Raw genomic sequence first — 25,264 nt, forward strand, 5'->3', positions numbered from 1 at the left:
CCGGAGGACATATGTCAGAGCATCTGCCCAATCTTGATCACAGCCTGTTCGAAGGCCGGATCACATCACCTTCGCACGAACATCAACCGCGCATCCTGCTGCTCTACGGCTCGACCCGCGAACGCTCCTTCAGCCGTCTGCTGGTGGAGGAGGCCGCACGCTTGCTGGAGCACTTCGGCGCCGAAACGCGCATCTTCAATCCGTCCGGTTTGCCATTGCCGGATGACGCCCCGGTCGACCATCCCAAAGTCCAGGAACTGCGCGAGCTGGTGCTGTGGTCGGAAGGTCAGGTCTGGTGTTCGCCGGAACGCCACGGCGCGATGTCTGCGGTGTTCAAGGCGCAGATCGACTGGATTCCGCTGGAGCTCGGCGCGGTACGTCCGACGCAGGGCAAAACTCTCGCGGTGATGCAGGTCTGCGGCGGTTCGCAGTCGTTCAACGTGGTCAATCAACTGCGCGTGCTGGGGCGCTGGATGCGCATGTTCACCATCCCCAATCAGTCTTCGGTGCCCAAGGCGTTCACGGAATTCGACGAGGCGGGGCGCATGAAACCTTCGCCGTTCTATGATCGCGTGGTCGACGTGATGGAAGAGCTGGTGAAGTTCACCGCGCTGCTGCGCGACCGCCAGGAATTTCTGGTGGATCGCTATTCCGAACGCAAGGAAAGCGCCGAGCAACTGATGGCGCGGGTCAATCAACGCTCGATCTGAAATGCACAAACCTTCTAGCCTCAACCCGCCAATTGTGGATTACTGGCCCCAGCCCACCACTGTACGCACGCCATGAGCAACTGGATCGACCTTGCCCGCGACCGGGAAACCGGCATCGAAACCCTGCACGCGCATTTCGCCGGGCACGCGCACGCCTACGATCCGCACTGGCATGAAACGTATTTGATCGGCTTCACCGAGCAGGGCGTGCAGCGCTTCAACAGCCGTCGGGCGCGGCATGACAGCACGCCGGGCAAGGTTTTCATGCTGGAACCCGGCGACATCCATGACGGTGATGCGCCCAGCCCGGACGGCTTCACCTATCGCATGCTCTACCTGCAACCGGCATGGCTGGAGCAGGCGCTGGACGGTGTGCATCTGGGCAGTTATGGCAGCGGCTTGCCGGGGATCGGCAGTGTGCTCAACGATGATCCTGAACTGGCTCGCGCCACCTTGTTTGCGTTCAATGCGCTGCATCAGCAGGACGTACGCATGGTGCGCGAGGTGGCGCTGGATGCCTTGCTCGAACGACTGGCGATTCATCTGTACCGGCGACCGCAACCGAGCGCTGCCAACCGCGCACCGTTGATCGCCCGGCAGGCACGCGATTACCTGGTGGCCTACCACGAACAGGACATCAGCCTGCAAACCCTGGCCGACGTCTGCGGCACCGACCGCTTTCGCCTGACCCGCGCGTTCAAGGCAGCCTATGGACTCGCGCCACACGCATGGCTGATCCAACTGCGTCTGAGCCGTGGCCGGCAGATGCTTGCCGCCGGCATGCAGCCAGTGGAAGTCGCCGGCCGCCTCGGATTCGCCGATCAAAGCCATCTCGGCCGCTGGTTCGTGCGTGCCTACGGCATCACACCGGGCGCCTATCAGCAACGCGCCATTGGTACCTTTCGACGCTGAACAAACGTTCAAGACCGTCACCTTGCTCAACCATCACAGTGGGCCCTGACTTACTACAGGGCCGTGCCATGCTTGCGTTCATCCTCTTTGCCTTCGTTGCCTCGATCACCCCGGGGCCGACCAACCTCATCGTACTCAGCACCAGCGCCCGACGCGGCTGGCGGCCGTGCCTGCCGATCATTCTCGGCGCGGGGGCGGGCGCTGCGTCTTTGGTTTGGGTGGCCGGCGCTGGCGCCAGTACGCTGATGCTGCCCGGTGTGCGCCCGGTGATCAGTGCGCTGGGGATGGGCTGGATGCTGTGGCTGGCGTGGCAGATCTTCACTGCCCCCGTTACCGCCATCGACCCGGAAGCGGGGGAAACCAAGACTGAACTGGGTTTGATCGGCGCAGCCTTCTTGCAGTGGGTGAACCCCAAATCGTGGTTCATGGCGATTGCCGTGATCAGCGTGTTTACCGCGCAGGGGCAGGGGTTGAATGCGCTGTGTCTGGCGTTCTTTCTGGTGTCGTTGCCGTGCCTTGGCGTCTGGGCGTTGTTGGGGCGTGGGGCGGCGCGCTGGCTGAGCAATCCGGTGCAGTTGCAGTGGCTGAACCGTATTCTGGCGGTGTTGCTGGTGGTTTCATCCGCCGCTGCGTTGCTGCACCACTGAGGCAATGGTTGAGTGATATATCAGAGGCTTTTTTTTCACAAAATTTGCAGGTGAAGTGACGATAATGAGCGGGCAATCTGCAGGGGGGGTTGAGGCTGCGAGGGCAGGGTGGTGCAATCGGTTCGCCCTGCCATTGCGATGAGACCCTCGCTCACGACAATCACGAGGCACGTTATGACTCGCGACACCGCCGTCACCCGTTATGGAAAACTCTCAATCACCCTGCACTGGCTGATGCTGGCCTTGTTTGTCGGCGTCTACGCCTGCGTCGAAATCAAGGGCTTCATGCCCAAGGGCAGCGAAGCGCGCGGCCTGCTGATGGGCTTCCACGGCTTGTTCGGCACGAGCATCTTCGTTTTGGTCTGGGTGCGCCTGCTCGGCCGCCTGACCCCACGCCCGCCAATCACCCCGAAGCCGCCAGCCTGGCAGACCGGCATCTCGCACCTGATGCACCTGGCACTGTACGTGCTGATGATCGCCACCCCGATCCTCGCCTGGCTGATGCTCGCCGCTGCCGACAAACCCTTCCCATACTTCGGCTTCCACGTCCCGGCACCGGTGGCGATCGACCCGGACTTCGCCAAACAACTCAAGTACTGGCATGAAACGCTGGGCAGCGCGGGCTACTGGCTGATTGGCCTGCACGCGGCGGCGGGGCTGTTTCACCACTACTGGGTGCGGGATAACACGCTGGTGCGGATGTTGCCGGGGCGCACGGAATAACCCTGATCTCCTTCAACCCCCAATCCCTGTGGGAGCGGGCTTGCTCGCGAAGGCGGTGTGTCAGTCAGCAATGATGCCGGCTGACACGACGCCTTCGCGAGCAGGCTCGCTCCCACAGGTTTTTGTTGTGTGTTTGAGTGCTCGGACTTCAGGTTTTGCGCCGGCCTGCCGATGAAATCTGCACGATTTCAACGGATGCCGTTCATGAACAAGGTTGTTGCTCTACTGGCGCTCACCGCCCTCATCGCAGGCTGCAAATCCCTTAACCATCTTCAAGTTGCGGATCAGGAATTTCCCTCTTTCCGTTGCGCCAACTACTTCAAACAAGCGTCGATGAGTGAACAGCAGGTCGCTGAAATTCGCTATCTCAGTACCCAGAACGCCAATTGCAAAGTGATTCTCGGCGAGATGTACGAACAGGGCCGTGGTGTGCCGCAGGACATCGACAAGGCCAAGGATATCTATGAGTCGGTGGCCCGAAGAGCGCCGAATGTCTATAGCCGACTTGGTGACATGGCTGCAGCGGGTGTCGGCGGGCCGGTGGATCTGGTGGCGGCACGGGATTTTTATCAGCGTTCCATCGCCGAACCCGGCAATACCGAAATGGAACTCAAAGTTGCCGATTTCCTGGAAAACGGCAGAGGTGGCCCGCAGGATCTTCAAGCTGCACTGAAGCTCTACTTCAAAGCCAACGCCTGGGACAACCTCCAACGCCTGCGCGCCAAAGGCGTGGCAATGACGACCGAGCAACAACAGCAGTACAACAAGATTTACGTCCGTCAGGTGCAGTCCGGCGTCAGAGAGAAGATGCAAGAGATCGAGGAGCGTCTGGCGCAAGAAAAACTGGCGACCCCCGAGCGCAAACCAGTGCTCCTGGAGCTGATGTACACCCCCGGCTCGTTAGTGCCAGTGATCTCGCTGCAGCAAAGCTGTGGCAGCAGCGTGATCGACCAAAAGGTCTTGCAAGGCTTTAGCGATTACCGATTTCCCGGTGATCCGATTTTGCCGCCAGAGCAGAAGAATCACGCGACCATCGCCAGCGTCAGAACAGACGGGCTGACCGAGAGGGAACGACTCAGAGCGCTATCAAGAAAATAAGTGCTGCGGCGTATTCCGAACTGCCTATGTGGGCCACTTGCCGGAACAGCGTCTCGCGTCCACTCTATGGGCATGCCGACAAGGAGCGTCCGCCGACCCTCCGTCGTGACCCAAGGGAGCTTGCAGCATGAGCGAAGACAACAAGGTAAAAGGCCCGGCGTCGTACTTCCCCTCCATCGAAAAGAAGTACGGCCAGCCCATCGATCACTGGCTGAACCTGCTCGGCGGCATCACCGACAAGAAACACATGGAACTGGTGGCGTGGCTCAAGGATGAACACGGCATGGGCCACGGCCATGCCAACGCGCTGGTCGCGCACCATTTGGCCGCAGGCAAACAGTGAGGGCAGGGCAGCCATGAACTTTACCCACCGACCAGTGACGGCCGACGACGTCAAAACCCTGTGCGGCTTTCCGCAGGGCGTTCAAGAGTTGTACTTCATGTTCCCGAAAGCGCAGTACCCGCTGACGGAAGAACAAATGCAAACCGCGATCAGCCAGCGCTTCGACTCCACGGCATTTCTGGCCAACGGCGAATTCGTCGGCTTCGCCAACTTCTACCGCGCTGAGCACGAGGGCGTCTGCTGCATCGGCATCGGCAACGTCATCGTCGCGCCTTACGCCCGTGGCCAGGGCGTCGCGCGCTACATCGTCGAAACCATGACTGCGGTCGGCTTTGAAAAGTATCAGGCCAGCGAAGTGCAGCTTTCGTGCTTCAACGAAAACACCGCAGGGTTGCTGCTCTACCCGAAACTCGGCTTTACCCCGTTCTCCATCGAAGAGCGCGCGGCACCGGGTGGCAGACGCGTGGCGCTGATCAACATGACACGCCACCGACAATAATCGTCCCCCAGTCCCCGTGGGAGCCGGGCTCGCCCGCGATGGCGTTCGTCCGGCCGGACGTGCTGCCAAGTCTTGCGCGGAACCTGTGGGAGCTAGCCTGCTAGCGAAGACGTCAGCCCAGCCGCCACATAACCCGCGGAATCACCAAGGTTTTGACCATGCCAGACACCACAACACGCCTGCTCTACCGACGCCCACAACAAGCAGACCTGCCCACTGTTTTCAGCATTTTCGGCGACCCACAAACCAACCTGTTCAACCCCGCCGGCCCCATGACCGACATCACACAAGCCGAAGCACTGCTGGATCGCTGGCTGCAACATTGGGAAGTCCACGGCTACGGATGGTGGGCAATCAGCAGCGCACAAGCCCCTGAGCACATTTTCGGATTCGCCGGCATCGCCGCCCACGACTACCTGGGCAAAAAGGTCATCAACCTCGGCTATCGCTTCGCCGTCGAAGCGTGGGGCCACGGCTATGCGACAGAGGCCGCGCAAAATGCGCTGACCCACGCCTTCAATCATCTCGGCTTGCCCGAGGTATTCGGCCTGGTCAGGCCTGACCACACCGCCTCAATCCGCGTCCTGGAAAAGATAGGCATGTGCCGCTTCGGCGAACTGGACGATGTCCCCGGCAAAGCCCCCAGCCTGGTATTCCGAATCCAGCGAGATGCCCGCTGATTCGAACCACCTCCCTCTGTAGGAGTGAGCCTGCTCGCGATGACGCCAGTCCAGCCCTCACCAATCTCAATCCAGCCAAAAATCCCTGCGGGGGGCTAGCCTGCCAGTGATGGCGTCCGCCCAACCAACACCAATCCCAACCCCACCACAAATCCTCTGTGGGAGCGGGCTTGCTCGCGAAGCCGTCTGCCCAATCACCCCATCAACCACTGACCGAAATAAACAGAAAAATCACCCACGTTTAAATGAAGCCTCCCGTAACCACCCAAGCCCTACAACGCCTTGCGTCATCGCCTACGAGTACGCCAGAATCCGCCGGCTTGTGCGTCTGGCGCGCCCTCCGTACCTTGGTTCCTGTCACTGCTCATCAGTGATCGGGTCTGCAAGCCCGCCGGAAAACCAGTCGCATAGCCATGCCAAATGGACGCTCGTTCGTGTCCACAAAATGGCAGCTTTGTGCGGGAGACCTTCAGGTCTGCCGGGTTCCTGGTTTCCCGGTCTTGCAGACCCGCGCACAGCTGCCACCCATCATCTGCAAGTGATGCCGGTAGCTCCTAATGAACAATCAGGAATTTCACCATGATCAAACCAACACCCAACCCGCCAGAAACCGACCTCGCATCGCCCTACGAATCCCTCGATTCCAAAAAACTCCACGAAGCCGCCGAACGCGCCCTCGATCACTACCTCACCCCGGCCACCCAAATCATGGCCAGCCCGCACAAACCCGAACCCATGTACCTCGCCAACCCGAAGTGCGACACCGAATCCCTGCTCGCCAACGCCAGCGAAACCCTCGGCTCCGCCAGCGAAATGCTCAACAACTTCGCCGCCACACTCGACACCTCCCACCGCAAAACCGCACTGGGCATCGCTCAAGTCGTCATGCTCGGCGAACTCGCCGTAAACCAGGCCCTCGACAACGTCGAAATCGCCCACTGACCCGGTCTCTCTCCGTAGCGAGTACCAGATTTTTTCGCTACGGAGGGCTATCTATTACTACGACTTCCCAAATCTGGCGCTTCAGTTACCGCGTCGGAATGGACGCTAATGACGTTACTTGTACTGGTAGAACTTATCGCGCTAGCGTTGGCGTTTATCTTTATCGCGAGCGCGAAATTCATGCCACTACACGAATGCCCACACACATTTGAAGAGCTAGCCACAACGGTCTTGCCTGCGCATATGAACAGAATGAAGACCGCCCTTAGAGATCCGCGAGAGATGAAGGTGTTTGGCATTCAGGGTGTTGGGGCTAAGTCTCTGCTGAAGCAGTTCGACCTGGCACATGACTTTTCGGGTTGTTACGTTCTGATAGACAAGGGAACGCCTATTTATGTTGGTATTTCCCGAAGTGTGATCAGCCGGCTTCGGCAACACGTATTCGGCAAGACACACTTTGATGCAAGCTTGGCTTTTCGCATTGCGATGGCAAAACATCCTGATCGAACGATCTCCAAGCTCACTCGTGCAAAGGCAATGGACGATCCACTATTCGGTACTTCTTTCGCAGAAGCGCAAGCCTATTTACGCTCACTTCAGGTTGCTGCAATAGCTATCGAAAATGCGCTTGAGCTGTACGTGTTTGAGCCCTACTGTGCACTGGCGCTGGATACCCATCAGTGGAACTCCTTCGAAACTCATTGATTGAGACAGTGTGAGCTGCGATTCAGAAATCATCGCCAGCCGGTTGGAGTGGGCTTGCTCGCCAAAACGCCGACTCCATCAACCGCAGACCGAAATAAACAGAAAAATCACCATTGTTTAAACGAAGCCTCCCGTAACCACCCAAGCCCTACAACGCCTTGCGTCATCGCCTACGAGTACGCCAGAATCCGCCGGCTTGTGCGTCTAGAGCGCGGGTTCTATCGTCTGTCGGTCACTGAAAAACAGTGATCGGGTTTGGTAGCCCGCCATAACTAGTCGCATCGCGCACCGTTCGCAGACCTCATCAGGTCGCTGCTCAATGGTGGCCATGCGCAGGACACCTTCGGGTGTGCCGGGTCCTAGTTACCGGTCTACCAACCCGCGTGTGGCCGCCACCCTTCGTTTGGTAGCGAAGGTGAAGGCTCCTCTTCAATAACTAGGAGTTTCACCATGATCAAACCAACACCCAACCCGCCAGAAACCGACCTCGCATCCCCCTACGAATCCCTCGATTCCAAAAAACTCCACGAAGCCGCCGAACGCGCCCTCGACCACTATCTGTCCCCGGCCAGCCAAATCATGGCCAGCCCGCACAAACCCGAACCCATGTACCTCGCCAACCCGAAGTGCGACACCGAATCCCTGCTCGCCAACGCCAGCGAAACCCTCGGCTCCGCCAGCGAAATGCTCAACAACTTCGCCGCCATGCTCGACACCTCCCACCGCAAAACCGCACTGGGCATCGCCCAGGTCGTCATGCTCGGCGAACTCGCCGTAAACCAGGCCCTCGACAACGTCGAATTACAGGGATAGGCATTATCCAACTGTGGCGAAGGTGCACGCGTCGCCACAGTGGAATGCTGCCGGTTACTAGAGGTTGTTTTTGTCCTTCAGCTGTTGATCAACTTGTATTTGTGCTTTTTCAGGTCGCTTCAACGCTATATCTGTGGAGGCTGATCCCTTGTTGAGTCTATTTTAAGCCTTATTTCGCCCGTGACTTTTGCAAGCCTCAACGCGATTGCCGCACCAAGTAAAATTGACGCTACGTATTTTATTATGTCAAAGATTTTTTCGAAGTGCCTGAAGTTAGATCTTGCTTTTTCAATTGAGTTGCTCTGTATTACATGTTTGGCGTGCTCTTGGATCAGATTGTCAAATCTTTCTTTTATCAAAGGATTGTTATATCTAATTATTCCTTTTTTCTCGTCGGTAAAATAGCGGGCGATTTTCAAGTCAACTTGCGTTTTTGTCGGCTCATCAGGTCTGATTTTCCGATATTCCTCGCATGCTGAAGCCAGCTCTTTGGAAACAGCCGTCGCGTGAGTGTTTGCTGACGGCGGGATACAAATCGGAGGGTCGCTAAGCCTCGCAGCCGCCATGTTGAGATTTTGGCTTGTGAGTCGGCCCATGCTTTCTTCCATATTTATAGTGGATTGATTAATCGCAGTTCCCGACTGGATTGATTGGATAACAAATCCAAAAGCTCCAATTATAATCCACCAGTAATCAGCTTTTTTCCAACCGATATCATCCAAGCGCGTCGGAAGATACTTGGTTTTCCTGATAAGCAACCAATAAAAAACGCAGTATAGAAGGGCTATGCTTCCTGCGATGATGCATGCAATTAATATCATTTGCATGATCGGATCGTACCCCATGTTAGTGCTCCTTTGTTCTTCGTAAACTCGGTGATTCTTTTTATCGGCATAGATTTACTTTGCTAGAGGCGGAGGTGCAGAGATGGCGCTGCAATCCAGTGGATGGTCGTTAAATGTGGGTCTCCTTAATAGGATGCTGGGCTGACTTTCCTTAGGCGAAAAAATGATCTGAAGTACGTCACCGAATCCATCCTTACCTACCTCAGCGAAGCCTTGGACACAGACGGCTTTCTCAACTGCGCTGGCACAGGGCCACGCCTTGCGCCTCCAGGCCTCGGCTGTCACCCTTCGGCCCGTTCTTCAAGGATCAGAACAAGGAATCAAGGATTGAGTGGCTACGTTCCCAACCCCCCGAAAAACTACCGCTACGAAGAAGCCAAACCCGTCGACATTCATGCCCAGCGTTGGGCGGAGTATGAGAAGCATGGGAAAGAGCCTGCGCGCGAGCCCGAGAAAATCGGCATTGCGTTGAGGATTGGGGTGTTCTTTGATGGTACTGGCAACAATGCGAACAACACGGCGGCAGGGTTGCTGTGTGGTGCGCAGCATCCGATTGCGCCGCAGGATATTCCTGCTAGCTGTCAGCCCTATATGGGGGATCCGGACAGCAGCTATGGCGCCGGGCCTACCAACGTCAATAAATTATTTTCACTGTATGAAGAGATCAAAGAAGCCAAGGGTGAAGGTTCTTTGAGACGTGTTTCGCGTGCTCTCTACATTGACGGTATCGGTACACAGAGCGATAAAAAAGACAGTGTGGTGGGTTCCGGAATGGGGCGCGGCGACACAGGTGTGGCCGGCCGCGTGCAGGCATCTTTCAAACAGATCAACAGCATTATTGAAGAAGCATTGAAGGAGAATCCAAACTGCGAAATTGCTTCTCTGACTTTTGATACGTTTGGCTTTAGTCGCGGAGCTGCTGCAGCACGGCATTTTTCGAATGAGGTTGTCAGGGGGAAGCAAGGGCCGTTAGGGAATTTACTAAACAGCAACGCCAGAGATTTCAGTCGAACCTTTGATAGTCAGTACGGAAGCGGCATCAACATGGGGTTCATCGGGCTCTTCGACACCGTGCCTTCAATCGCCGGATTCACGAATTTCGGGCGCGTGAAAAGTCCCATTGCTCCCGGTGTGAAGCTGTATCTGGATCGCAAGTACTTCAAGGACGTTGTCCACTTGGTCGCTCGTGATGAATGCCGCGCAAACTTTGCGCTCAGCCGGGTGAAACCCGCCCACCCAGAGTACAGTTTTCCTGGCGTCCATTCTGATATCGGTGGCAGCTATCTCGACGAAGTTGAGGAATGTGTGCTGGTGAGCCCGATGCAGTCCTTGACGGTGTCTACTTTTACCGATGTCACAAGTACGTCGATCTACCATGATGCTGCACGGGCAAAAAGTGAATGGGTCGCCAATGGATGGCCTGCGCATTTATTGGAAATTGTCACCCCCGCCTCTGTTGAACTCCCGCGTGATCATCAGGACAGGCTCTCCCCCAGACAGAAGCGTGTGTTTGCTGCCCTCCAGCTCAAGCGGCCAGTTAGCGGCAAGCTTTCCAGGGTTTACCTGAGAGTCATGTACCGACTGGCAAAAGAAAAGGGTGTTCGCTTCATCGACATGCCCGACGATGGTGAGTATTCCGTACCCGACGAACTTCAATCGCTATGCGATCGATTCGTTGCCGGCGATTACACAACCACTCCAGAGGAAGAGGAGCTTCTCAAGCTGAGGTACATTCATACCTCTGCCAACTGGAATCATCCTCTTGGAAGAAGAGATGGAAGTGGCATAGACGCGGTATATATCAATGCCCCGACGGATGACGGGGTCCGCGTACAACACCCTCATGTACCTGACTGGAATTTTTGGTAATGAAAGCGATGATTGCTCTGCTGGGTGCTCTACTGTTGGTGGGATGCCAATCGGGAGGTGCCGAAACTGGTGAAAACGACCCTAAGTATTCGTCGTGGGAATTAGTGTTTGTTGAACCGAATTACATGAAAGTCTGGGTGGAGGACAGCTTCGTTCAAGACGTCAATGACAAAATATTTTTCAAAGCAGGCAAACGCACTGCCGCTTCAGGAGAACCCGACATCTCGACCGAATCGGCTCGAGGCTGGGGAGCAGTGACTGGCTCGGGAATGCCTGTCACGGGGGCCGACCTTCCAAAACGCATTTCCGTTCGCTGGCAGTCAATCACAGAGCAGAAAACCTATCGCGGATTCATTGATATTCCTGAGGAAGCCCGGCGGTTGATGGTGACATCCACACATCAACGTTGCCCGGAAACACCGGATAAAACTGCTCGTTTCATGGCGTCTCTTTACGTAGGTCTTGCTCCAGGTGGCGTTCTACAGGCTTGGGTAAAAGACTCATGCCGGAATCCTGTCAAGGTCGCTAGAGGCCAAGGCGAGATTGAGCCGCTGGGTGCACAACAAGGGAAAAACGGTGGTCGCTATGCCTATCCTGTGAGTGAAAAGGCGAAGCTGTATGTCGAGAAGTACGGCATTCCGTACGGGAGTTGGTAGTGGTGGCAATTGAATAGTTGGGTGCTTGGACAATGAGAATGCTCGTAACCCTGTTGGGCGGTTTGATCGTCACTGGTTGTCATGTCACAAGCACCAACTCTGATGAAAACGATCTCAAGTATCCTTGGTGGGAGCTGGCATTTATCAAACCCAACTTCATGAACGTTTGGGTTGAAGACAGCTCCGTGGAGGACATCAACGGTAAAGTCGTTCTACGTGCCGGGGGAGGGAACGCCAGCGGCGCAGAACCGAATGATGACAAGGAGTCTGCTCGCGGTTGGATTGGTGTCGGAGGTACAGGCAAACCGGTTATTGGGGCTGGACTACCCAAACGCATCTTCGTCCGTTGGCAATCAATCCCGGAGCAAAAAACCTACCGGGCTTGGGTAGATATTCCTGAGGAGGCCAGACAGGTGATGGTGACGTCTACCCACCAGCGTTGCCCGGAGACTCCCGAGAAAACGGCACGTTTCATGGCCTCGGTCTATTTGGGACTCGCACCGGGTGGAGTGGTGCAGGTGTGGGTAAGAGACCTTTGTCGGCGCCCAGTTAAAGTCGCCCGCGCTCAGGCTGAGTTGGAGCCGCTGGGGCCGGAATTGGGCAAGAACGGTGGTCAGTATGCTTATCCTGTGAGTGAAAAGGCTAAGCGGTATATCGATAAGTACGGCATTCCGTACGGGAGTTGGTAACCGTCGTCCGATGAAAAGATTTTCAACGATACTTTTTGCCCTGTTGATTAGCGGCTGTGATTCAAGTGATCCGCTATCAGCCAAAAACGACCCCAAATCTCCTTGGTGGGAACTAGGCTTTACCGAGCCCAACTACATGAAAGTCTGGGTTGAGGACACTTCGGTCGAAGACATTAAAGGCAGAGCATTCATGCATACCGGAGGTGGATCGGCCTCAGGCGGGCAGCCAGAGGATGGAACAGCATCTGCTCAAGGTTGGCACGGCGTGGGAAGCAACGGAAAAGCTGTTGTAGGTGCTGATCTTCCCAAAAGGATCTATGTCCGTTGGCAGTCCATTGTTGAACCGCAAACGTACAAGGCCTGGGTAGATATCCCAGAGGAAGCCAGACAACTCATGCTTGAGTCCGTCAATCAGCGCTGCGCTAAAACACCTGAACAAAAGGGGCGCTATAACGCTTCTCTCTACTTGGGCCTGGCGCCCGGTGGTGGCGTGCAAGTCTGGGTTCGAGACTCATGCCACCATCCTGTCAAAGTCGCCAGAGCACAGGCAGAGGTCGAACCGCTGGGGCCTAGTCAAGGTAAGAACCAAGGGCGCTATGCGTATCCCGTCAGCGAAAAGTCTAAGCGGTATATCGAGAAATTCGGCATTCCGTACGGGAGTTGGTAGGAGGCAGCAAGAAGACATCTCCTGCCTGTCCTTACGTCGAGTCATTGCTGCGTCCAACGAATGGGCGCTTTCGGCCAGAAGCAGACATTCGGGACAGGCTAGCTATGGGCCACTTTCGGAATTTGTTGATGGGGCTGGGGGGGCTCCCTTGTCTCATTCTCCAAGATCCCTCTCTAGGAGCCCTCACGACGCCAGTCGTCGCTTCGGCGTAGCTAGGCTGGCTGATTATGGCAAAATCCCGCTCTGCATGCTGTGTTTTTGTACAGTATTTTGTTAGGGCACGGATGATTGAAAAATCGCAGACGGCGTGGACACGTTATGTTTCATTGATTATCGTGAAGGCAATGTGTCATCAATTTCTTGATGGTTGCTCTTGAAAGGGAATTTTAATAGTGAGAAATCGTGTCAGTGTATTGACTGAAGTCCAGCGAAATGAACTCGTCGTTGAGAATTTTATTTATCACATTCTGAAGTCTGGCGAGGACGAGCCCGAATGTCTGGATGAGGTTCTTCTTTCAAGTGATACACAAAGAGCATTCTTCAAGAAAATAATATCGGAAACAGGGCAGGGTACTCAATACACCTTCGTCGATAAAGAAAACTCCCACTTAGTGACGGCATGTAATGCAATTGTTGATGATCCTGATGTTCAGTTTGTCGAGCAGTCTAAGGAAATAGCTAGGTTGTTTTTGGGGCAGCATTCAGCGGGGCAAACAGCTGACGGAGTACTAATCGTAGCAAGGGTGACAATAATTTCTGGAACTTCAAGGCAGTCTCTAGTTGCTTTAATTAAACTGGATTATAGCACCGTGCTGCGTCAGCAAAGAGATGCATTACAGAATACGAGAGTTCGGTTGGAAGAAATCATTGAGGCTCTATCTGAGCAAGCTGCTGCTGTTCAAAAGAAGGCTCTGATTCAGCTTGGAGATGATTTTTCTTGGGACGTACTGGCAGTAGAGCGGAAAAAAACAGGTGCGGTGCTGGATACGGAGGACGCTATTACTGATTATTTCAAGCGATTCCTTGGTGTCCGTCTTAGAGTAAATGATTCTACCTTGACTAAACAAATGGTAGTGGCGTGCCATCGATGGGCAAGAGCATATGACGGGGACTTGGGCGGTAGAACTCCTTCAGACGTTAGGCATTCAGTAATCAGTATGCTTGACGCATTTGCAGATGGTGAGCTTGCATATAGTGAGATTAAAGATCGTATCTGTATTCATACTGATCCAGCACAAGTTACTCGTATGAAAAGCAGCTTTGATTCGTATATGGATGAGCTTGGACTTGGTGGAGTGTCGTTCTCACCCAAGCCGGGGTCAATTCCTAATAAGGATAGGAAAGGTGAGTGGATTACTGATGCAGGGGTCAAAGTGATTTGGCAAGGAGAACGAAATCCAAATATTCTGGATAAGGCAAAGCAGGCTGATGGTTCATACATTATTACCATTAGAGCTACTACCGTAGAAGAGCGGGAGTAGTTATGGCTGTTGATCTGGGGGTGTTGTCTGGAATTATAGTCCGGTTACAGCGGGAGGCTGATATCTCTTATAGTGAGAATTCATTCGGAGCTAACTACTCTGGTCTTCTTAACGCCACTTCTCGGGCTGTTTTAAACGAGTTGTCTCAGTTAGTTTGTGAGCATGCTATAACGAGCCTACGCTTGCAGGTCGATGGGCAAGATGAAGCTTGGGATGAGGTGGATTTTTCTGACCAGCGTATGCTGGACTGGGTTGTGTCTGTAACCGATAAGGCTGCTTTGCTTCGAGATTCCTTAGCGGTTAATGTCGATATAGATGGTTTGTTGTTTTTTGATAAGGTGTATTTCTTAGAAAGTTGGCTTCCGGAAGTTTCTGGTTTACTAGGTGGTGATCTACACCAGAGTCTTCAGTCTGAAAGACCGCTTAAAATATTTGTATGTGGTCTCGAAGATTCGTTTGGCGGACCTAGAATTGCAATAGTCCCGACAAATAAATATGATCAAATTTTGCCTGTTGAGTGGATGAAGTCAACGAAGCTTCCTAATCTGGAGAAGCTTCTTAAATCAGTGCATTTTGTTACCGGAAATGCCGTTATGGTGTCCCCTGAACGTTTTTTATTTAACTGGGGGGGTGTTGATAATGTCGTTGCAACTTACTTTAATAAGGCGTGTGTTGTTTATTCCATGATCTCATTAGTTCAAGAGTTTTATGGTTGGGATAAAGTTGTCTTGAAGGGGCGTAGAAAACTTGAGCTAAGTGTCTGTGATAACAAATTGCAGCAATTTTCGAAGCGGGATATTGATGCGGTGATTGCTTGTGTTGAATGGTGCTATGCAGAAAGTGATGAAGAAACTAGAACTTTACTTGTCGTTGATAGGCTGACTCTTGATTTAAAGGATGATCAGGCTTTAATTGACGCAGTTCGTCTTGTTTTTGCTGCGTTTGCAGAGGCAAGATCTAGGTATAAATATGTAGTTTTGGATAGGAAAAAAGATTACACGAAAGAACTGTCTGATATACAAAAGGATTTGTCTGGTGTAGTGGATAAATATGTTTCAGCAAGTCATCAATTTACGGGGAGCTTGCTTACGGATGTATTGGCTCTAGCGTTTGTGCTCACTGCTGGAGTCGTGTCGCGTAGATTTATTGCTGAAGACGCGCTGAAGAGTCCGGAAGCAATAGTGCTATTCAAGTCGTTTTCAATTTATTTAGTTGTGGCTGTGATTTTGAGATTCTGGGGGGCGATTTCTGTAAGTCTAATCTCTACAAAATTATTTACAGATTGGAAAGGCATCGTTAGATCGCATATGTCGGCAGACGAACTTCAGAGAATTGTTGATAATTCTTTGTTTTCGGTTAAAGTAAATTTTTGGATTACGTGCGCTGTTGTGTTCGTTATTTATGTGGTTATGGCGTTATCGTGTTGGAATGTTGAGCTGACATTGAATTTGTTTGGGGTGCTTGGCCGGTAGTCGAAAACGTACTTGTAGAGCCCATGCCTGTCCGCCATCTATAGAGGAGTCCCTGAAATCAATGTTTTCAGGTTTTATTGTTGCCGGTTGTACGTGGGAGTTGTGCGTAGGTTTCACCTGCAGTTTTTTGGATCTGGGAACTTGGGATTTGCAGTTTTTTAGATTTGGCTATGCACCCAAAAGGGATCCATAATGCCTTTTAATCCGTCCTGAAGCATGTGGTCGGACGCCACCCCACCACCTCACCCCCTCAGCCATATTTGTTGTGACTTTGTATGGATTGCACGAATTTACCTCGCCTGTGATGCCCTCGTGCATGAGCGGAAGAGAGCCTCGGACAATTTCGTTTAATTAGAGTTCGGTACAGGTTCTAATTAGACGGCGAAATATTCTGAACGCTCAAGCAGTTTCAGTTGCCACTGTTTAAGATAGTCCAGACTCTTCAATTCAATATTGCCTTTACTCTTCTCCAGGATATTTTCTTCCTGATATGGAGGTAATATCAATGCTGATTGAAAATCACTTTTCGACAATATGTTTAAAACTTGTTCAAAGTTATATTTGTCGAAGTTGTAGATTAGGCCATCCACTAAGAATAGCGTAAGTTTTTGCTTGCATGTTTCGCGCGCTTTAGTTACGGCGAAACTCACCAGTAGCTTGCCATACTCGCTCGTCGCCAAGCGATTTAGAGTTACCCAATGCTGGCCGCCGTGCCGCCGAAACAAAAGATTTATGTAGGGTTCATCATCTGGCTTGTATTTCTTTCTTGATATCTCTTCATCGAAATCATTGTACTCAATGTCTACGGCTTGCTCGAACCTCATATCTCCAGGTAGCAATTCTCCGCCGCCCATCTCGGCCAAGTAAAATAAAGCAGTTTTATCTATGCTCAGGTAGCGCATCAAAAAATCAACATCATCTTCATGCGGCTTACGACGCGTCTCCCGTTCTGAACATAAAATGACTTCCAAATCTCCGGGGGGAAGCAGGTAAGTTGTGCGACCTTCTTTGCGTATAAGGCTACCATTGCACATTTCCAGCTCTAAAGTCTTATTGAACGTGTCGACAGTAGAGTACTTAATTTGCACTTTGTATTTAAGGTGAGCGCCATTTCTATGGGTGTCACTGAATGTCTCGGCATACTTTGAATCACTAACTGATGCAGCTGCTTCCATCAGAGATGTCTTTCCGCAACAGTTTGGCCCAAAAATCAACGTATTTCTTGATAGCGTGATACTAGGAGGAGTAATTAGATTGCCGTACTCTGAAAACTCTATCGTATCCACCCAGCCAAGTGGAGAAGGCGCGTCATCAAGTAGTTTTCTTATTCGGGCCTCTGCCAACGCTTTCCATGCAAATAATACAGCGGCGGGAAACTCATTTCCTTTTTTCTTATCAATTAAAGAGGCGTGAGAAGAGCAGCACCAAATACCATTTTTTTCGCTACTAATGAATGCATCCGTCTGTTCGCCCCGGCCGCGCGGCCCATCCTCAGCAGCACTATAAATATGGCAAGCAACGCCCATATTTACTGCGCCCTCAAATTCTAGAAAAGGACCAATCGTAACGTTGGTACATCGGGGGACAGAGCAGCGGCCATTTACTCTCTTAAAAATTTCGAGTTTTGTAGTTTGAGAAAAATCTATTCTAACTTCCTTTGGTGTCGCCATCTTTAATCCCTCGTGTGAACATCTGCTCAGTCCGCCTTTCACTGCTAAGCCGGATTGTTATTCATGCGATAGCAACTCTTCAAGCTTTTCTTATTGCAAAGTGTATTGTGTAAACCCTTCACCGCCAACCATAATTTGCCATTGGGCTTCGGAGCGCCCCTATAGTGATTAGTACGCAGTCGATGATGAGACGAATCAACCAGTGGTTCGACTAACTACTTTTGCCCAAAAGCGAATCTCGCCAAGCGTCCGCTTTGGGTAAGTGGTAGTGCGGGACCAGTGTCCGCTTCTGGCCGAAAGCAGCCCCTTCGTAATTCCCTATCAGTCCGAGTTCTGCCAGATCAACGGAATCCAATAGCGATATCAATCAGCAACGATCTCAAACACAGCACTCCCCCAAACCTCCCCATTAACCAAAACCCTAACCCCATGCCGCCCCAAAAAATGCTTCCGCGTCGTAAAATCCCGAATCACCTGTCGCCTCCCCACAACCACTTCCCCAAACCCAGCCAACACCAGCGTCTTCAACTTGAAAACCTTCCCCGAAACCCCGCCATTCGCCTTCACATAGTCAATCGCATAATCAATCACCAACCGCTGTTCATGCGCCACTGTCGACTTCACCGTAAACGACAACGTAATCGCCTCACCCAACCTCACCACCGCCGGCTCAACCCGCACATCCAGCAACTCAACCTCAGCCTTGGCGCCCGCACCAATTACCGTCAGCGCGCGCAAATCGCCCTGTTTGATCAAGCTGCGCAACGCATGCTTGGCAATCCACGCCGTGTGTTTGTTCTCCAGTGGCCAGCCTTCAATCGTGTCCAGCACCCATTCCGGATGTTCCTTGGTCACGTCATTCAAATGGTTCGCCACGGACTTGCGTACGTACAGACTCTCGTCGGCTTTCAATCGATCGAGGATGCCGGAGGTCAGTTGCGGGTTGGCTTGCACGGCTTCCAGGCGGAATGACCAGGGCAGGCGAGGGCGGGTGCCTTCGCTGGCGAGGCGGCGGATGTGGTGGTTTTGGTCTTGGGTCCAGTCGTGCATGAGTTCCAGCGAGCGTTCGAGGTCGCTGCGCAGGAAGTGGCGGATGGCGAATTCGGAGGAGCCGAAGGTGGTGAAGTATTTCAGCGCTTGCATCGAGGTATCGAAGGCGTGGCCGCCGTAGCTGGCGACGTAGTGCGGCAGGCACATGCTGACGAATCCGCTGTTGAGGCGGGGGGCGAGTTCGCGCAGGACTTCGAGGGAATCTTCGTAGTCCAGCGGCAGCACGGCGTGCAGGCTTTCGCTGACGCGGGCCATACGTTGCATCACCGGCAATTCCGCCAGCCCTTGGTTGGCGTGCTTGAGAAACGCCTTGGCCTTGAACGCCGGGTACACGGCGCTCATTTCGCTGGCGATGTGTTGCAGGCGTTCGGCGTTGAAGATTTCCTTTAGCGCCGGGGCAGCGGTGTCGGTGGTGCTCATGGTCAGGTCATCGGGGTGCTGACGAACGCTTCGAGGGTTTCGGCGTAGGCGGTGTATTGGGCGATGTGCGGGTAGCGGCGGGTGTCGATTTGGTCTGGGACGACGAGGTCGGTGAAGCTCCAGGCGACGGCGAGGCTGATGCCGGCCTGGGTGAGGGTGCCGTCGGTGGGCAGGCCGGTTTTTTCCAGTTCCTGTTCGAGGGCGGTGAAGGCGGCGGCGAGTTGGCCTTCGACGCGTTCGACCCACGGTTGGTATTGAATGTCGGCCGGGCGCAGGTTGCGTTCGTAGTAGAGCTGCACGGCTTTTTCGCAGGCGGCGAGGCTGAGGCCGATCAGGCGCAGGGCGTGGGCGCGTTGTTTGAGGTCGGTCGGCAGCAGGCTTTTGCCGCTGGCGGCTTCGAGGTAGTCGAGGATGAGGGTGGAGTCCATCAGGACCACGCCGTCATCGAGGATCAGCGTGGGCGCCTTGACTACCGGGTTGATCTGCTGGAATTGCTCGAAATGGCGGAACACCGAGACCGATTCATGTTCGAGGTCGATGCCGAGGCGGAGATCGCCACGCGGCGCACGTAAGGGGAGTCCAGCATGCCGATCAGTTTCATGACGCGTTCCTTCAAGTCGAACCGGTGGGAAGGCATAACCTAGCCGAGCCTGAGGTAAATGTCAGTCGTCAAAACCGGCTTGTTCGTGAATCTCATCCACATTCAATTCCAGCCGATACGCCACCGCCACAAACAGCGCCTGACACAAACACAAGGTCGCACTCAGCGAACGGAACGCTAGTGCGCTGCCCTCATTCACCAGCAACAGGCTGTTGGCGTTTTTAGCCAAAGGCGAGAGCTGGCTGTCGGTGAGGATCAGGGTGTTGGCCTGTTGCTGGCGGGCGTAGCGCAGGCAGTGTTGGGTTTCCTTGGCGTAGGGGGTGAAGCTGATGGCGATGACCAAATCACCGCTACGCACGCTACGCATCTGCTCGCGATAGCTGCCGCCCAGCCCGGAAACCAGGTGAATTCGTTTGTGAGTGTGTTGCAAGTTGTAAACGAGGTAGTCGGCGACGGCGAAGGAGCGGCGCACGCCGACGACATAGATGTTGTCGGCGTTGACGATCAGGTCGACGGCTTTCTCGAACGCGACGTCGTCGAGTTCGCGGCCCAGGCGTTCGATGCCGGAGCGGGTGGCGTCGATGCATTCGCGGGCGAGGTCGCCGTCGCTGGCCGGCTGCGACTGGTTGGCGATCATGCTGCGGATGCGTTGCTGGTAGTTCTGCACTGGCGAGGCTTTATGGGTGTAGGCGCTGCGGAACAGCGCCTGCATTTGGCTGAAGCCGCTGAAGCCGAAGCGCTGCGAGAAGCGCACGATGGCGGACGGATGCACTTCGCATTCCCGCGCAATGTCGCTGATGCGATCGACCATGATCCGGTCGCTTTGCTGGCTCATGTAGGTGGCGATGCGCTTGAGTTGGCGCGGCAGGGTGTCGTATTCGTCGGTGATCAGTTGCAGCAGACGCTCGGCATTGATCGGGGGGCTGGCGAGAGGGCGCTCGTCGTTGGCCGGCAGATCGGGGCGGGGCATAAGTTATCCTTCGGGCTGATCAAATCACACTGTGGCGAGGGAGCTTGCTCCCGCTGGACTGCGAAGCAGGCCCACTGCTTTTTAAAGTTGAAGAGCAAGGGCCGCTTCGCGCCCCAGCGGGACGGTGCGACGATTCGACGAGCTCCCTCGCCACAGTTATTTGCGGTGTGCCTGATGATAGGCGGGGTGCGGACAGTTGGCAGGGGAGATCTTCGGCACCTGCGCAGCTGAAACGATGCACTGCGCGGGCGGCATGGCTGAAAAAAATGCGACCAACTGCCGCTCGGTTAGCCGTTTGTCTTCTATATACAGCCGCTCGACTGAATTTCTTGCTATAAACGCACTCCGATGACCGCCACGAAGCCTGTGTCAGAGCTGTTTACGGCTGTTGTCGGACAAATTCCCGGTATTTACAGTTGCTGAGGCCTCAAACGGGCCTTAGACTGCCGCCCCTTCGTAAATTGAGTGCCGGGTGGCGTTTGCAATAAACGATGCCTTTTCGTCGACCGGACACGGTTCGCCGGAACGCTCCCTATTTCGCCTTAATGCACGTTTTTTTATAGAGATATCAATGACAAAGGACAAGTTGCTGGCGATGCCGGCAGATGACTACATGAATGCCGAGCAACACGCTTTCTTCACTGAGCTGTTGCAGAACATGAAAGTCGAAACCCACGAGCGCATTGAGCAAAACCGTATCGCCATCGAAAGCCTGGACACTCCGGCCGACCCGGCGGACGCGGCTTCGGTTGAAGAAGAGCGCACCTGGCTGGTCAACGCGATCGATCGCGACCAGCGCATGCTGCCGCAACTGGAACAAGCCCTTGAGCGCATCAAGGAAGACAGTTTTGGCTGGTGCGACGACAGCGGCGAGGCCATCGGCCTGAAGCGCCTGCTGATCAGCCCGACCACCAAGTACTGCATCGAAGCTCAAGAGCGTCACGAGCAGATCGACAAGCACCAGCGTCAGGCCTGATTCCATGGCTGCCCCCTGAATCGGGGGCGCCTGCAAAAGATCGCAGCCTTCGGCAGCTCCTCCACGAGCTGACGGGGCTGCGATCTTTGCATTTTTTCGTCTGCGATATTTCGCGCGCCGTTCCTTTGACCTGCTGCAGACCCCACGACTAACGGACCATGGATAATGGCGTTCTAGTGGCGTTTAATGCAGTCACAACAATGAGAACAAGCGTGGGGTGTTGATATGACGAGAGATGGATCTCTGGTTGGGGCTATGCCCGCACCAGTGCTGTTGCCGAAAAACCGCTGGATCGCTCCGACCCTGCAAAGCATCGCCCTGATGCTGTTGCTCGCCGGCATGACGCTGGGTGGATGGTCGCTGTACATCGGCATGCCGCTGGCGATGCTGATTGTTTGGCTGCCGCGCCTGCGCTCGCGTGCCATTCCCGATGTTGTGCCTGCCGAGACCGGTAGCGCGATTTCCGAACTCACCCGCGATCTTTCCCACACCACCAGTCATAACGCGCTGTCAGCCGCCGGCGTGGCGTTTTCCGTCAAGCAACTGGCGAGCAAACTGGAATCGCAACTCGACGCGGCGGCGCAGATTGTCAGCAACGCCGAAGTGATGATCGCCACCGAACACGCCACCTCACAGCTCAGCCGTGAAGCGCTGGAGGCTGCCAGCGAAGCGCATCACAGCAGCGCAGCCGGGCGCACCGAGCTGGTGGATTCGATTGCGCGTATGCATCAACTCAGTCAACGCGCCAATGCCAGCCGTGAGTTGATCGAGGCCCTGAGTCTGCGCAGCGATGACATTCAACGCGTAACCCTGGTGATTCAATCCATCGCCAGCCAGACCAATCTGCTGGCGTTGAACGCGGCGATCGAAGCGGCGCGGGCTGGCGAGCATGGTCGTGGTTTCGCAGTGGTGGCGGATGAGGTGCGTGGTCTGGCGGCCCGGACGGCCTCGGCGACCGGCGAAGTCGGGGAGATGGTCGCCGATATTCAGCAACGCACGGCGCAAGTGGTGGAGCAGATCCGCGAGCTGTCCAGCGATCTGCAGACCGGTGTCGAACAAGTTGAAAACACCGGCCAGCATTTGGAAAACATCGCGCGGCTGGCGGCCGGGGTGGAAACCCAGGTCGGTGAAATCGCCCGTGGCGCAGAAACCAACCGTGAGCAGCTCGACAGTCTGTTCAAGGCCATTGAGCAGATGCGCAGTGATCTGGCGATCAGCGATCAACAGACCCGGCGCCTGGCCGAGGCCGCCGTACAGATGGAAGGCCAGGCGGAAACCATCAGCGAGCGTCTGGCCGAAGTTGGTCTGGATGACTATCACCAGCGCGTCTATGACCTGGCGCGTGAGGGCGCGAGTCAGATTGCGGCGCGGTTCGAGGCGGACGTCGATCAGGGGCGGATCAGCCTCGATGATCTGTTCGACCGTCAGTATCAGCCGATTCCCGGCCCGCAACCGGCGAAGTTTCAGACTCGTTTTGATCGCTATACCGATCAGGTGCTGCCGGCGATTCAGGAGCCGTTGCTGCCACGCCACGAGGGCTTGGTGTTCGCCATCGCCTGCACGCAGCAGGGTTATGTGCCGACGCACAACCTGGCGTTCAGTCAGCCGTTGACTGGCGACGCGCAGGTGGACGCGGTGGGCAACCGCACCAAACGCAAGTTCGCCGATCGCACCGGGATTCGCTGCGGCAGCCATCAACAAGCGGTGTTGCTGCAGACTTACACCCGTGATACCGGGGAGCTGATGCATGACCTGTCGGTGCCGATCATGGTCAAGGGGCGGCATTGGGGCGGTCTGCGCCTGGGATATAAGCCGGAGAGTCCGCGCTGATCGATTGTTACCGCTCGTGCAATGAATCTGTGCACGGGCGTTGCTGTTTCCTCTGCAACGAAGTCACTACCATTGCTATTAATTAGGTAGCTAATGAAGTCGAGAGGTCAGTATGTGCAGAGTCGATGTCGCAGTGATGATTGGCAGTGGTGTGCCCGCCGGATTGCGCGCGATGGGCCGCAGCGTCTGCTGGGTGGTGTTGCTCAACGGTGAGCGGCGTGGCACCGCGTTCGCCAGTCGCGACGAGGCGGAGGAGTGCAAGGCTGCCTGGCTCGCGCAACTGATGGCCGAGCCTGGCGACAGCCTGCACTGACATGTATTAACGGCCGTCGTGCAGGCGTACGTTCAATTCATCGACCATCACCGCTTCTTCGCCGTCGGCGCGCAGCCATTCCTTCAGAAGCTGCGCCTGTTGCGGCGTCCAGAAGTCAGCATCGATCAACTTGGTGTTGGCGTCCAGCGGATGCGCTTCGATGAAATCGTCGATTGCTCCGTCTTCCGATGGCAGGCCCAGTTGGTCGAACAGGGTTTTCAGATCATATGCTGGCAGTTCCATCGTGTACTCCTTTTGCGTGTGCCGGAATGGCGCTGTCGCTTGCTCTTTATCTGAGGCAGCCGTTGGACAAGAGTTCGATTCGTGATTCAAGCGAGCGGGCGAGGGCGCACGCTTCGTTATGGTCTTCGCGGAAACCTCTTACACGTCCGGTAGACGATTCCTTGATATGAAAGAACGCGTTACCCGCCGGTACTACCTGAAATCGCGGCGCGTAAGCGCTTTGTGCGTAGGGTGCAAGGTCCGGTAAGTCAGCGCCTTGCAGCACGAAAGGTTGATCGATGCCGGGGTTGGAAGGCTGGGCAAAGTGAGTCAGAGTGCACATATGAAGTCCTTTTCATGGGGTAGCCGACGGTTACAGGTCGGTTTGGGTAGTCGGAAGGAGCATCGCTGCTCTAGAATCGCCAGTGCCTGTTGGCGACAGGTGTCTATCTAAAGCAATTTTTTACCGGTGATATGTCGGAAAAAGGCTTTTTTTCGTCAGCTTTTTCCCTAAAGTTTGTAGTCCGTCTTCACTACGCTTAAGTGAGGACTTTTCCTTCAAGGCCTGGCGAACGTCGAGCCAAGTTTCTCGCGTGACTTTCCAGTAGTCTTGCGAACTCGCGATGAATGGGCGTTCTGCTTGTTTCAGGTTTACTGAAGTCATTCGGTAACAGCATCGGCCTGGCCGTTTTTTTTTGCCGTGCGCGTTTTGGCGCAGGGTACTTTTCAGATGTGGGGATGTTTCTTTGGCAGTCAGTAACCTCGATATGCATGCTTTGTTCGTGTTGGGTGATTTGCGTGCAAAGCTGGTCAAGCAGTTTCAATCGCGTTTTGTTTACATCACCGAACAGAACGCCGAAGGCATTTATGTGGCCGAGATCGACACCGAAAGTGCGTTGGTAGTCGATGACAAACCGGGGCTCAAGCTCAAGGTCGGCGATCATTTCAGCGCTGCCGTTCTGCCCAGCCGTGAAGGCGGCAAGATGGATATTCGCTTTCGCGAAATCAAACTGACGGTGTATGGCCTGGGCGACTATGCCTTTGTCGATACCGCGGACGGTCACGCGATCCTGTTCAAGGAAGGCCATAGCGTGGTGACGGTGTTTGCCGCGCATCAGCAATTGCAGGAAGGCCTGACCAAGACCCTGAAAGCCGTGACCGGTAAAGCGGCGAAGTGGCGCAAGGGCGAACTGATCACGTTCAAGGCCAGCGAGTGAGCGGTGGTGTGAGTCGTGCCGACTTCCATTCGCAGAACCTCGATCGCGCGCGTGAAGAGGCCTTGCGGCTGTTTCACGCCAAAGCCGAGTTGCAGGGCGCGTGGCTGAACTGGGTGGCAGCGCAGATCTACACCTTGCGGCCTGCGGAATACGCCAGCATGGTCAGACGCGAGCTGCAAAGCTTGCAGGAAAAGTCTGAAACGTAACCTCGTCGGGAACCGGTCCCGGAAAAAGCAGGAACCTC

General features: G+C 54.7%; 28 protein-coding genes and 1 pseudogene. 22 read left to right on the forward strand and 7 right to left on the reverse strand.

Annotated elements, in window-relative coordinates:
• Positions 1–11 precede the first annotated feature (11 nt).
• The 11 genes from arsH to AC27VU_RS10970 all read left to right on the forward strand — a co-directional run bounded on the left by arsH (position 12) and on the right by AC27VU_RS10970 (position 8,072).
• Positions 12–710, forward strand: a complete 699-nt coding sequence (gene arsH, locus AC27VU_RS10920) for an arsenical resistance protein ArsH (RefSeq protein WP_201137284.1) — start codon at positions 12–14, stop codon at positions 708–710.
• 72 nt (positions 711–782) lie between these two features.
• Positions 783–1,622: a helix-turn-helix domain-containing protein gene (locus AC27VU_RS10925; protein ID WP_488724044.1), complete on the forward strand. Its 840-nt coding sequence runs from the start codon at positions 783–785 to the stop codon at positions 1,620–1,622.
• Between the two features lie 68 nt (positions 1,623–1,690).
• Positions 1,691–2,269, forward strand: coding sequence for a LysE family translocator (locus AC27VU_RS10930; protein ID WP_488724045.1), 579 nt, complete (start codon positions 1,691–1,693; stop codon positions 2,267–2,269).
• 174 nt (positions 2,270–2,443) lie between these two features.
• Positions 2,444–2,992 carry a cytochrome b gene (locus tag AC27VU_RS10935; protein ID WP_007966874.1) on the forward strand — a complete coding sequence of 183 codons (549 nt, stop codon included), beginning with the start codon at positions 2,444–2,446 and terminating at the stop codon, positions 2,990–2,992.
• Between the two features lie 204 nt (positions 2,993–3,196).
• Positions 3,197–4,090, forward strand: coding sequence for a tetratricopeptide repeat protein (locus AC27VU_RS10940; protein ID WP_488724046.1), 894 nt, complete (start codon positions 3,197–3,199; stop codon positions 4,088–4,090).
• A gap of 127 nt (positions 4,091–4,217) precedes the next feature.
• A complete protein-coding gene (locus tag AC27VU_RS10945; protein ID WP_488724047.1) occupies positions 4,218–4,433 on the forward strand; it encodes a DUF4287 domain-containing protein in 216 nt (71 codons plus the stop codon).
• Between the two features lie 13 nt (positions 4,434–4,446).
• Positions 4,447–4,932 carry a GNAT family N-acetyltransferase gene (locus AC27VU_RS10950; protein WP_488724048.1) on the forward strand — a complete coding sequence of 162 codons (486 nt, stop codon included), beginning with the start codon at positions 4,447–4,449 and terminating at the stop codon, positions 4,930–4,932.
• Positions 4,933–5,090: 158 nt separating this feature from the next.
• A complete protein-coding gene (locus AC27VU_RS10955; protein ID WP_488724049.1) occupies positions 5,091–5,612 on the forward strand; it encodes a GNAT family N-acetyltransferase in 522 nt (173 codons plus the stop codon).
• A gap of 579 nt (positions 5,613–6,191) precedes the next feature.
• Positions 6,192–6,554, forward strand: a complete 363-nt coding sequence (locus tag AC27VU_RS10960; protein ID WP_041062930.1) for a DUF6124 family protein — start codon at positions 6,192–6,194, stop codon at positions 6,552–6,554.
• Between the two features lie 108 nt (positions 6,555–6,662).
• A complete protein-coding gene (locus AC27VU_RS10965) occupies positions 6,663–7,259 on the forward strand; it encodes a GIY-YIG nuclease family protein (protein WP_488724050.1) in 597 nt (198 codons plus the stop codon).
• Positions 7,260–7,709: 450 nt separating this feature from the next.
• On the forward strand, positions 7,710–8,072 hold the full coding sequence (locus AC27VU_RS10970; RefSeq protein WP_488724051.1) for a DUF6124 family protein: 363 nt from the start codon (positions 7,710–7,712) through the stop codon (positions 8,070–8,072).
• Positions 8,073–8,197: 125 nt separating this feature from the next.
• Here the strand turns inward: AC27VU_RS10970 and AC27VU_RS10975 are convergent, their stop codons facing one another.
• Positions 8,198–8,917 carry a hypothetical protein gene (locus AC27VU_RS10975; RefSeq protein WP_488724052.1) on the reverse strand — a complete coding sequence of 240 codons (720 nt, stop codon included), beginning with the start codon at positions 8,915–8,917 and terminating at the stop codon, positions 8,198–8,200.
• 327 nt (positions 8,918–9,244) lie between these two features.
• Here AC27VU_RS10975 and AC27VU_RS10980 point away from each other — a divergent pair, with 327 nt between their 5' ends.
• The 6 genes from AC27VU_RS10980 to AC27VU_RS11005 all read left to right on the forward strand — a co-directional run bounded on the left by AC27VU_RS10980 (position 9,245) and on the right by AC27VU_RS11005 (position 15,751).
• Entirely contained in the window at positions 9,245–10,786 is a 1,542-nt protein-coding gene (locus AC27VU_RS10980) for a phospholipase effector Tle1 domain-containing protein (RefSeq protein ID WP_488724053.1), read from the forward strand.
• On the forward strand, positions 10,786–11,442 hold the full coding sequence (locus AC27VU_RS10985; RefSeq protein ID WP_488724054.1) for a DUF2931 family protein: 657 nt from the start codon (positions 10,786–10,788) through the stop codon (positions 11,440–11,442). The genes AC27VU_RS10980 and AC27VU_RS10985 overlap by 1 nt, the downstream gene beginning before the upstream one ends.
• Positions 11,443–11,474: 32 nt before the next feature.
• Entirely contained in the window at positions 11,475–12,131 is a 657-nt protein-coding gene (locus AC27VU_RS10990; RefSeq protein WP_488724055.1) for a DUF2931 family protein, read from the forward strand.
• Between the two features lie 10 nt (positions 12,132–12,141).
• Positions 12,142–12,798, forward strand: coding sequence for a DUF2931 family protein (locus tag AC27VU_RS10995; protein WP_488724056.1), 657 nt, complete (start codon positions 12,142–12,144; stop codon positions 12,796–12,798).
• A gap of 392 nt (positions 12,799–13,190) precedes the next feature.
• Entirely contained in the window at positions 13,191–14,279 is a 1,089-nt protein-coding gene (locus AC27VU_RS11000; protein ID WP_488724057.1) for a nucleoid-associated protein, read from the forward strand.
• A 2-nt stretch (positions 14,280–14,281) separates the two neighbouring features.
• Positions 14,282–15,751 (forward strand): hypothetical protein, encoded by a 1,470-nt coding sequence (locus AC27VU_RS11005; protein WP_488724058.1) that lies wholly within the window; start codon positions 14,282–14,284, stop codon positions 15,749–15,751.
• A 374-nt stretch (positions 15,752–16,125) separates the two neighbouring features.
• On the opposite strand, the gene AC27VU_RS11010 is transcribed toward AC27VU_RS11005, so the two are convergent.
• The 4 genes and pseudogenes from AC27VU_RS11010 to AC27VU_RS11025 form a co-directional block, all read right to left on the reverse strand.
• Positions 16,126–17,421 carry a hypothetical protein gene (locus AC27VU_RS11010; RefSeq protein ID WP_488724059.1) on the reverse strand — a complete coding sequence of 432 codons (1,296 nt, stop codon included), beginning with the start codon at positions 17,419–17,421 and terminating at the stop codon, positions 16,126–16,128.
• A 363-nt stretch (positions 17,422–17,784) separates the two neighbouring features.
• Positions 17,785–18,891 carry a DNA alkylation repair protein gene (locus AC27VU_RS11015; RefSeq protein WP_488724060.1) on the reverse strand — a complete coding sequence of 369 codons (1,107 nt, stop codon included), beginning with the start codon at positions 18,889–18,891 and terminating at the stop codon, positions 17,785–17,787.
• Positions 18,892–18,893: 2 nt separating this feature from the next.
• Positions 18,894–19,492, reverse strand: a pseudogene (locus AC27VU_RS11020) (glutathione S-transferase).
• 61 nt (positions 19,493–19,553) lie between these two features.
• Complete coding sequence (locus AC27VU_RS11025) at positions 19,554–20,462, reverse strand: MurR/RpiR family transcriptional regulator (RefSeq protein WP_103520071.1); 909 nt, start codon at positions 20,460–20,462, stop codon at positions 19,554–19,556.
• 571 nt (positions 20,463–21,033) lie between these two features.
• On the opposite strand from AC27VU_RS11025, the gene AC27VU_RS11030 reads away from it, so the two are divergent.
• The 3 genes from AC27VU_RS11030 to AC27VU_RS11040 all read left to right on the forward strand — a co-directional run bounded on the left by AC27VU_RS11030 (position 21,034) and on the right by AC27VU_RS11040 (position 23,581).
• Positions 21,034–21,438, forward strand: a complete 405-nt coding sequence (locus tag AC27VU_RS11030; protein WP_003225981.1) for a TraR/DksA family transcriptional regulator — start codon at positions 21,034–21,036, stop codon at positions 21,436–21,438.
• Between the two features lie 606 nt (positions 21,439–22,044).
• A complete protein-coding gene (locus AC27VU_RS11035) occupies positions 22,045–23,268 on the forward strand; it encodes a methyl-accepting chemotaxis protein (RefSeq protein WP_488724081.1) in 1,224 nt (407 codons plus the stop codon).
• A gap of 112 nt (positions 23,269–23,380) precedes the next feature.
• Complete coding sequence (locus tag AC27VU_RS11040) at positions 23,381–23,581, forward strand: hypothetical protein (RefSeq protein ID WP_003225978.1); 201 nt, start codon at positions 23,381–23,383, stop codon at positions 23,579–23,581.
• Positions 23,582–23,587: 6 nt separating this feature from the next.
• On the opposite strand, the gene AC27VU_RS11045 is transcribed toward AC27VU_RS11040, so the two are convergent.
• Together AC27VU_RS11045 and AC27VU_RS11050 are read right to left on the reverse strand one after the other, a co-directional pair.
• Entirely contained in the window at positions 23,588–23,824 is a 237-nt protein-coding gene (locus tag AC27VU_RS11045; protein ID WP_003225976.1) for a DUF2789 family protein, read from the reverse strand.
• A 46-nt stretch (positions 23,825–23,870) separates the two neighbouring features.
• On the reverse strand, positions 23,871–24,146 hold the full coding sequence (locus AC27VU_RS11050) for a hypothetical protein (protein ID WP_103520069.1): 276 nt from the start codon (positions 24,144–24,146) through the stop codon (positions 23,871–23,873).
• 424 nt (positions 24,147–24,570) lie between these two features.
• On the opposite strand from AC27VU_RS11050, the gene AC27VU_RS11055 reads away from it, so the two are divergent.
• Entirely contained in the window at positions 24,571–25,020 is a 450-nt protein-coding gene (locus tag AC27VU_RS11055; RefSeq protein ID WP_051018090.1) for a hypothetical protein, read from the forward strand.
• Between the two features lie 8 nt (positions 25,021–25,028).
• A complete protein-coding gene (locus tag AC27VU_RS11060; RefSeq protein ID WP_103484200.1) occupies positions 25,029–25,226 on the forward strand; it encodes a hypothetical protein in 198 nt (65 codons plus the stop codon).
• The last annotated feature ends 38 nt before the right edge of the window (positions 25,227–25,264 follow it).

The sequence above is a fragment of the Pseudomonas sp. 14P5.3.2 genome, assembly GCF_057799175.1.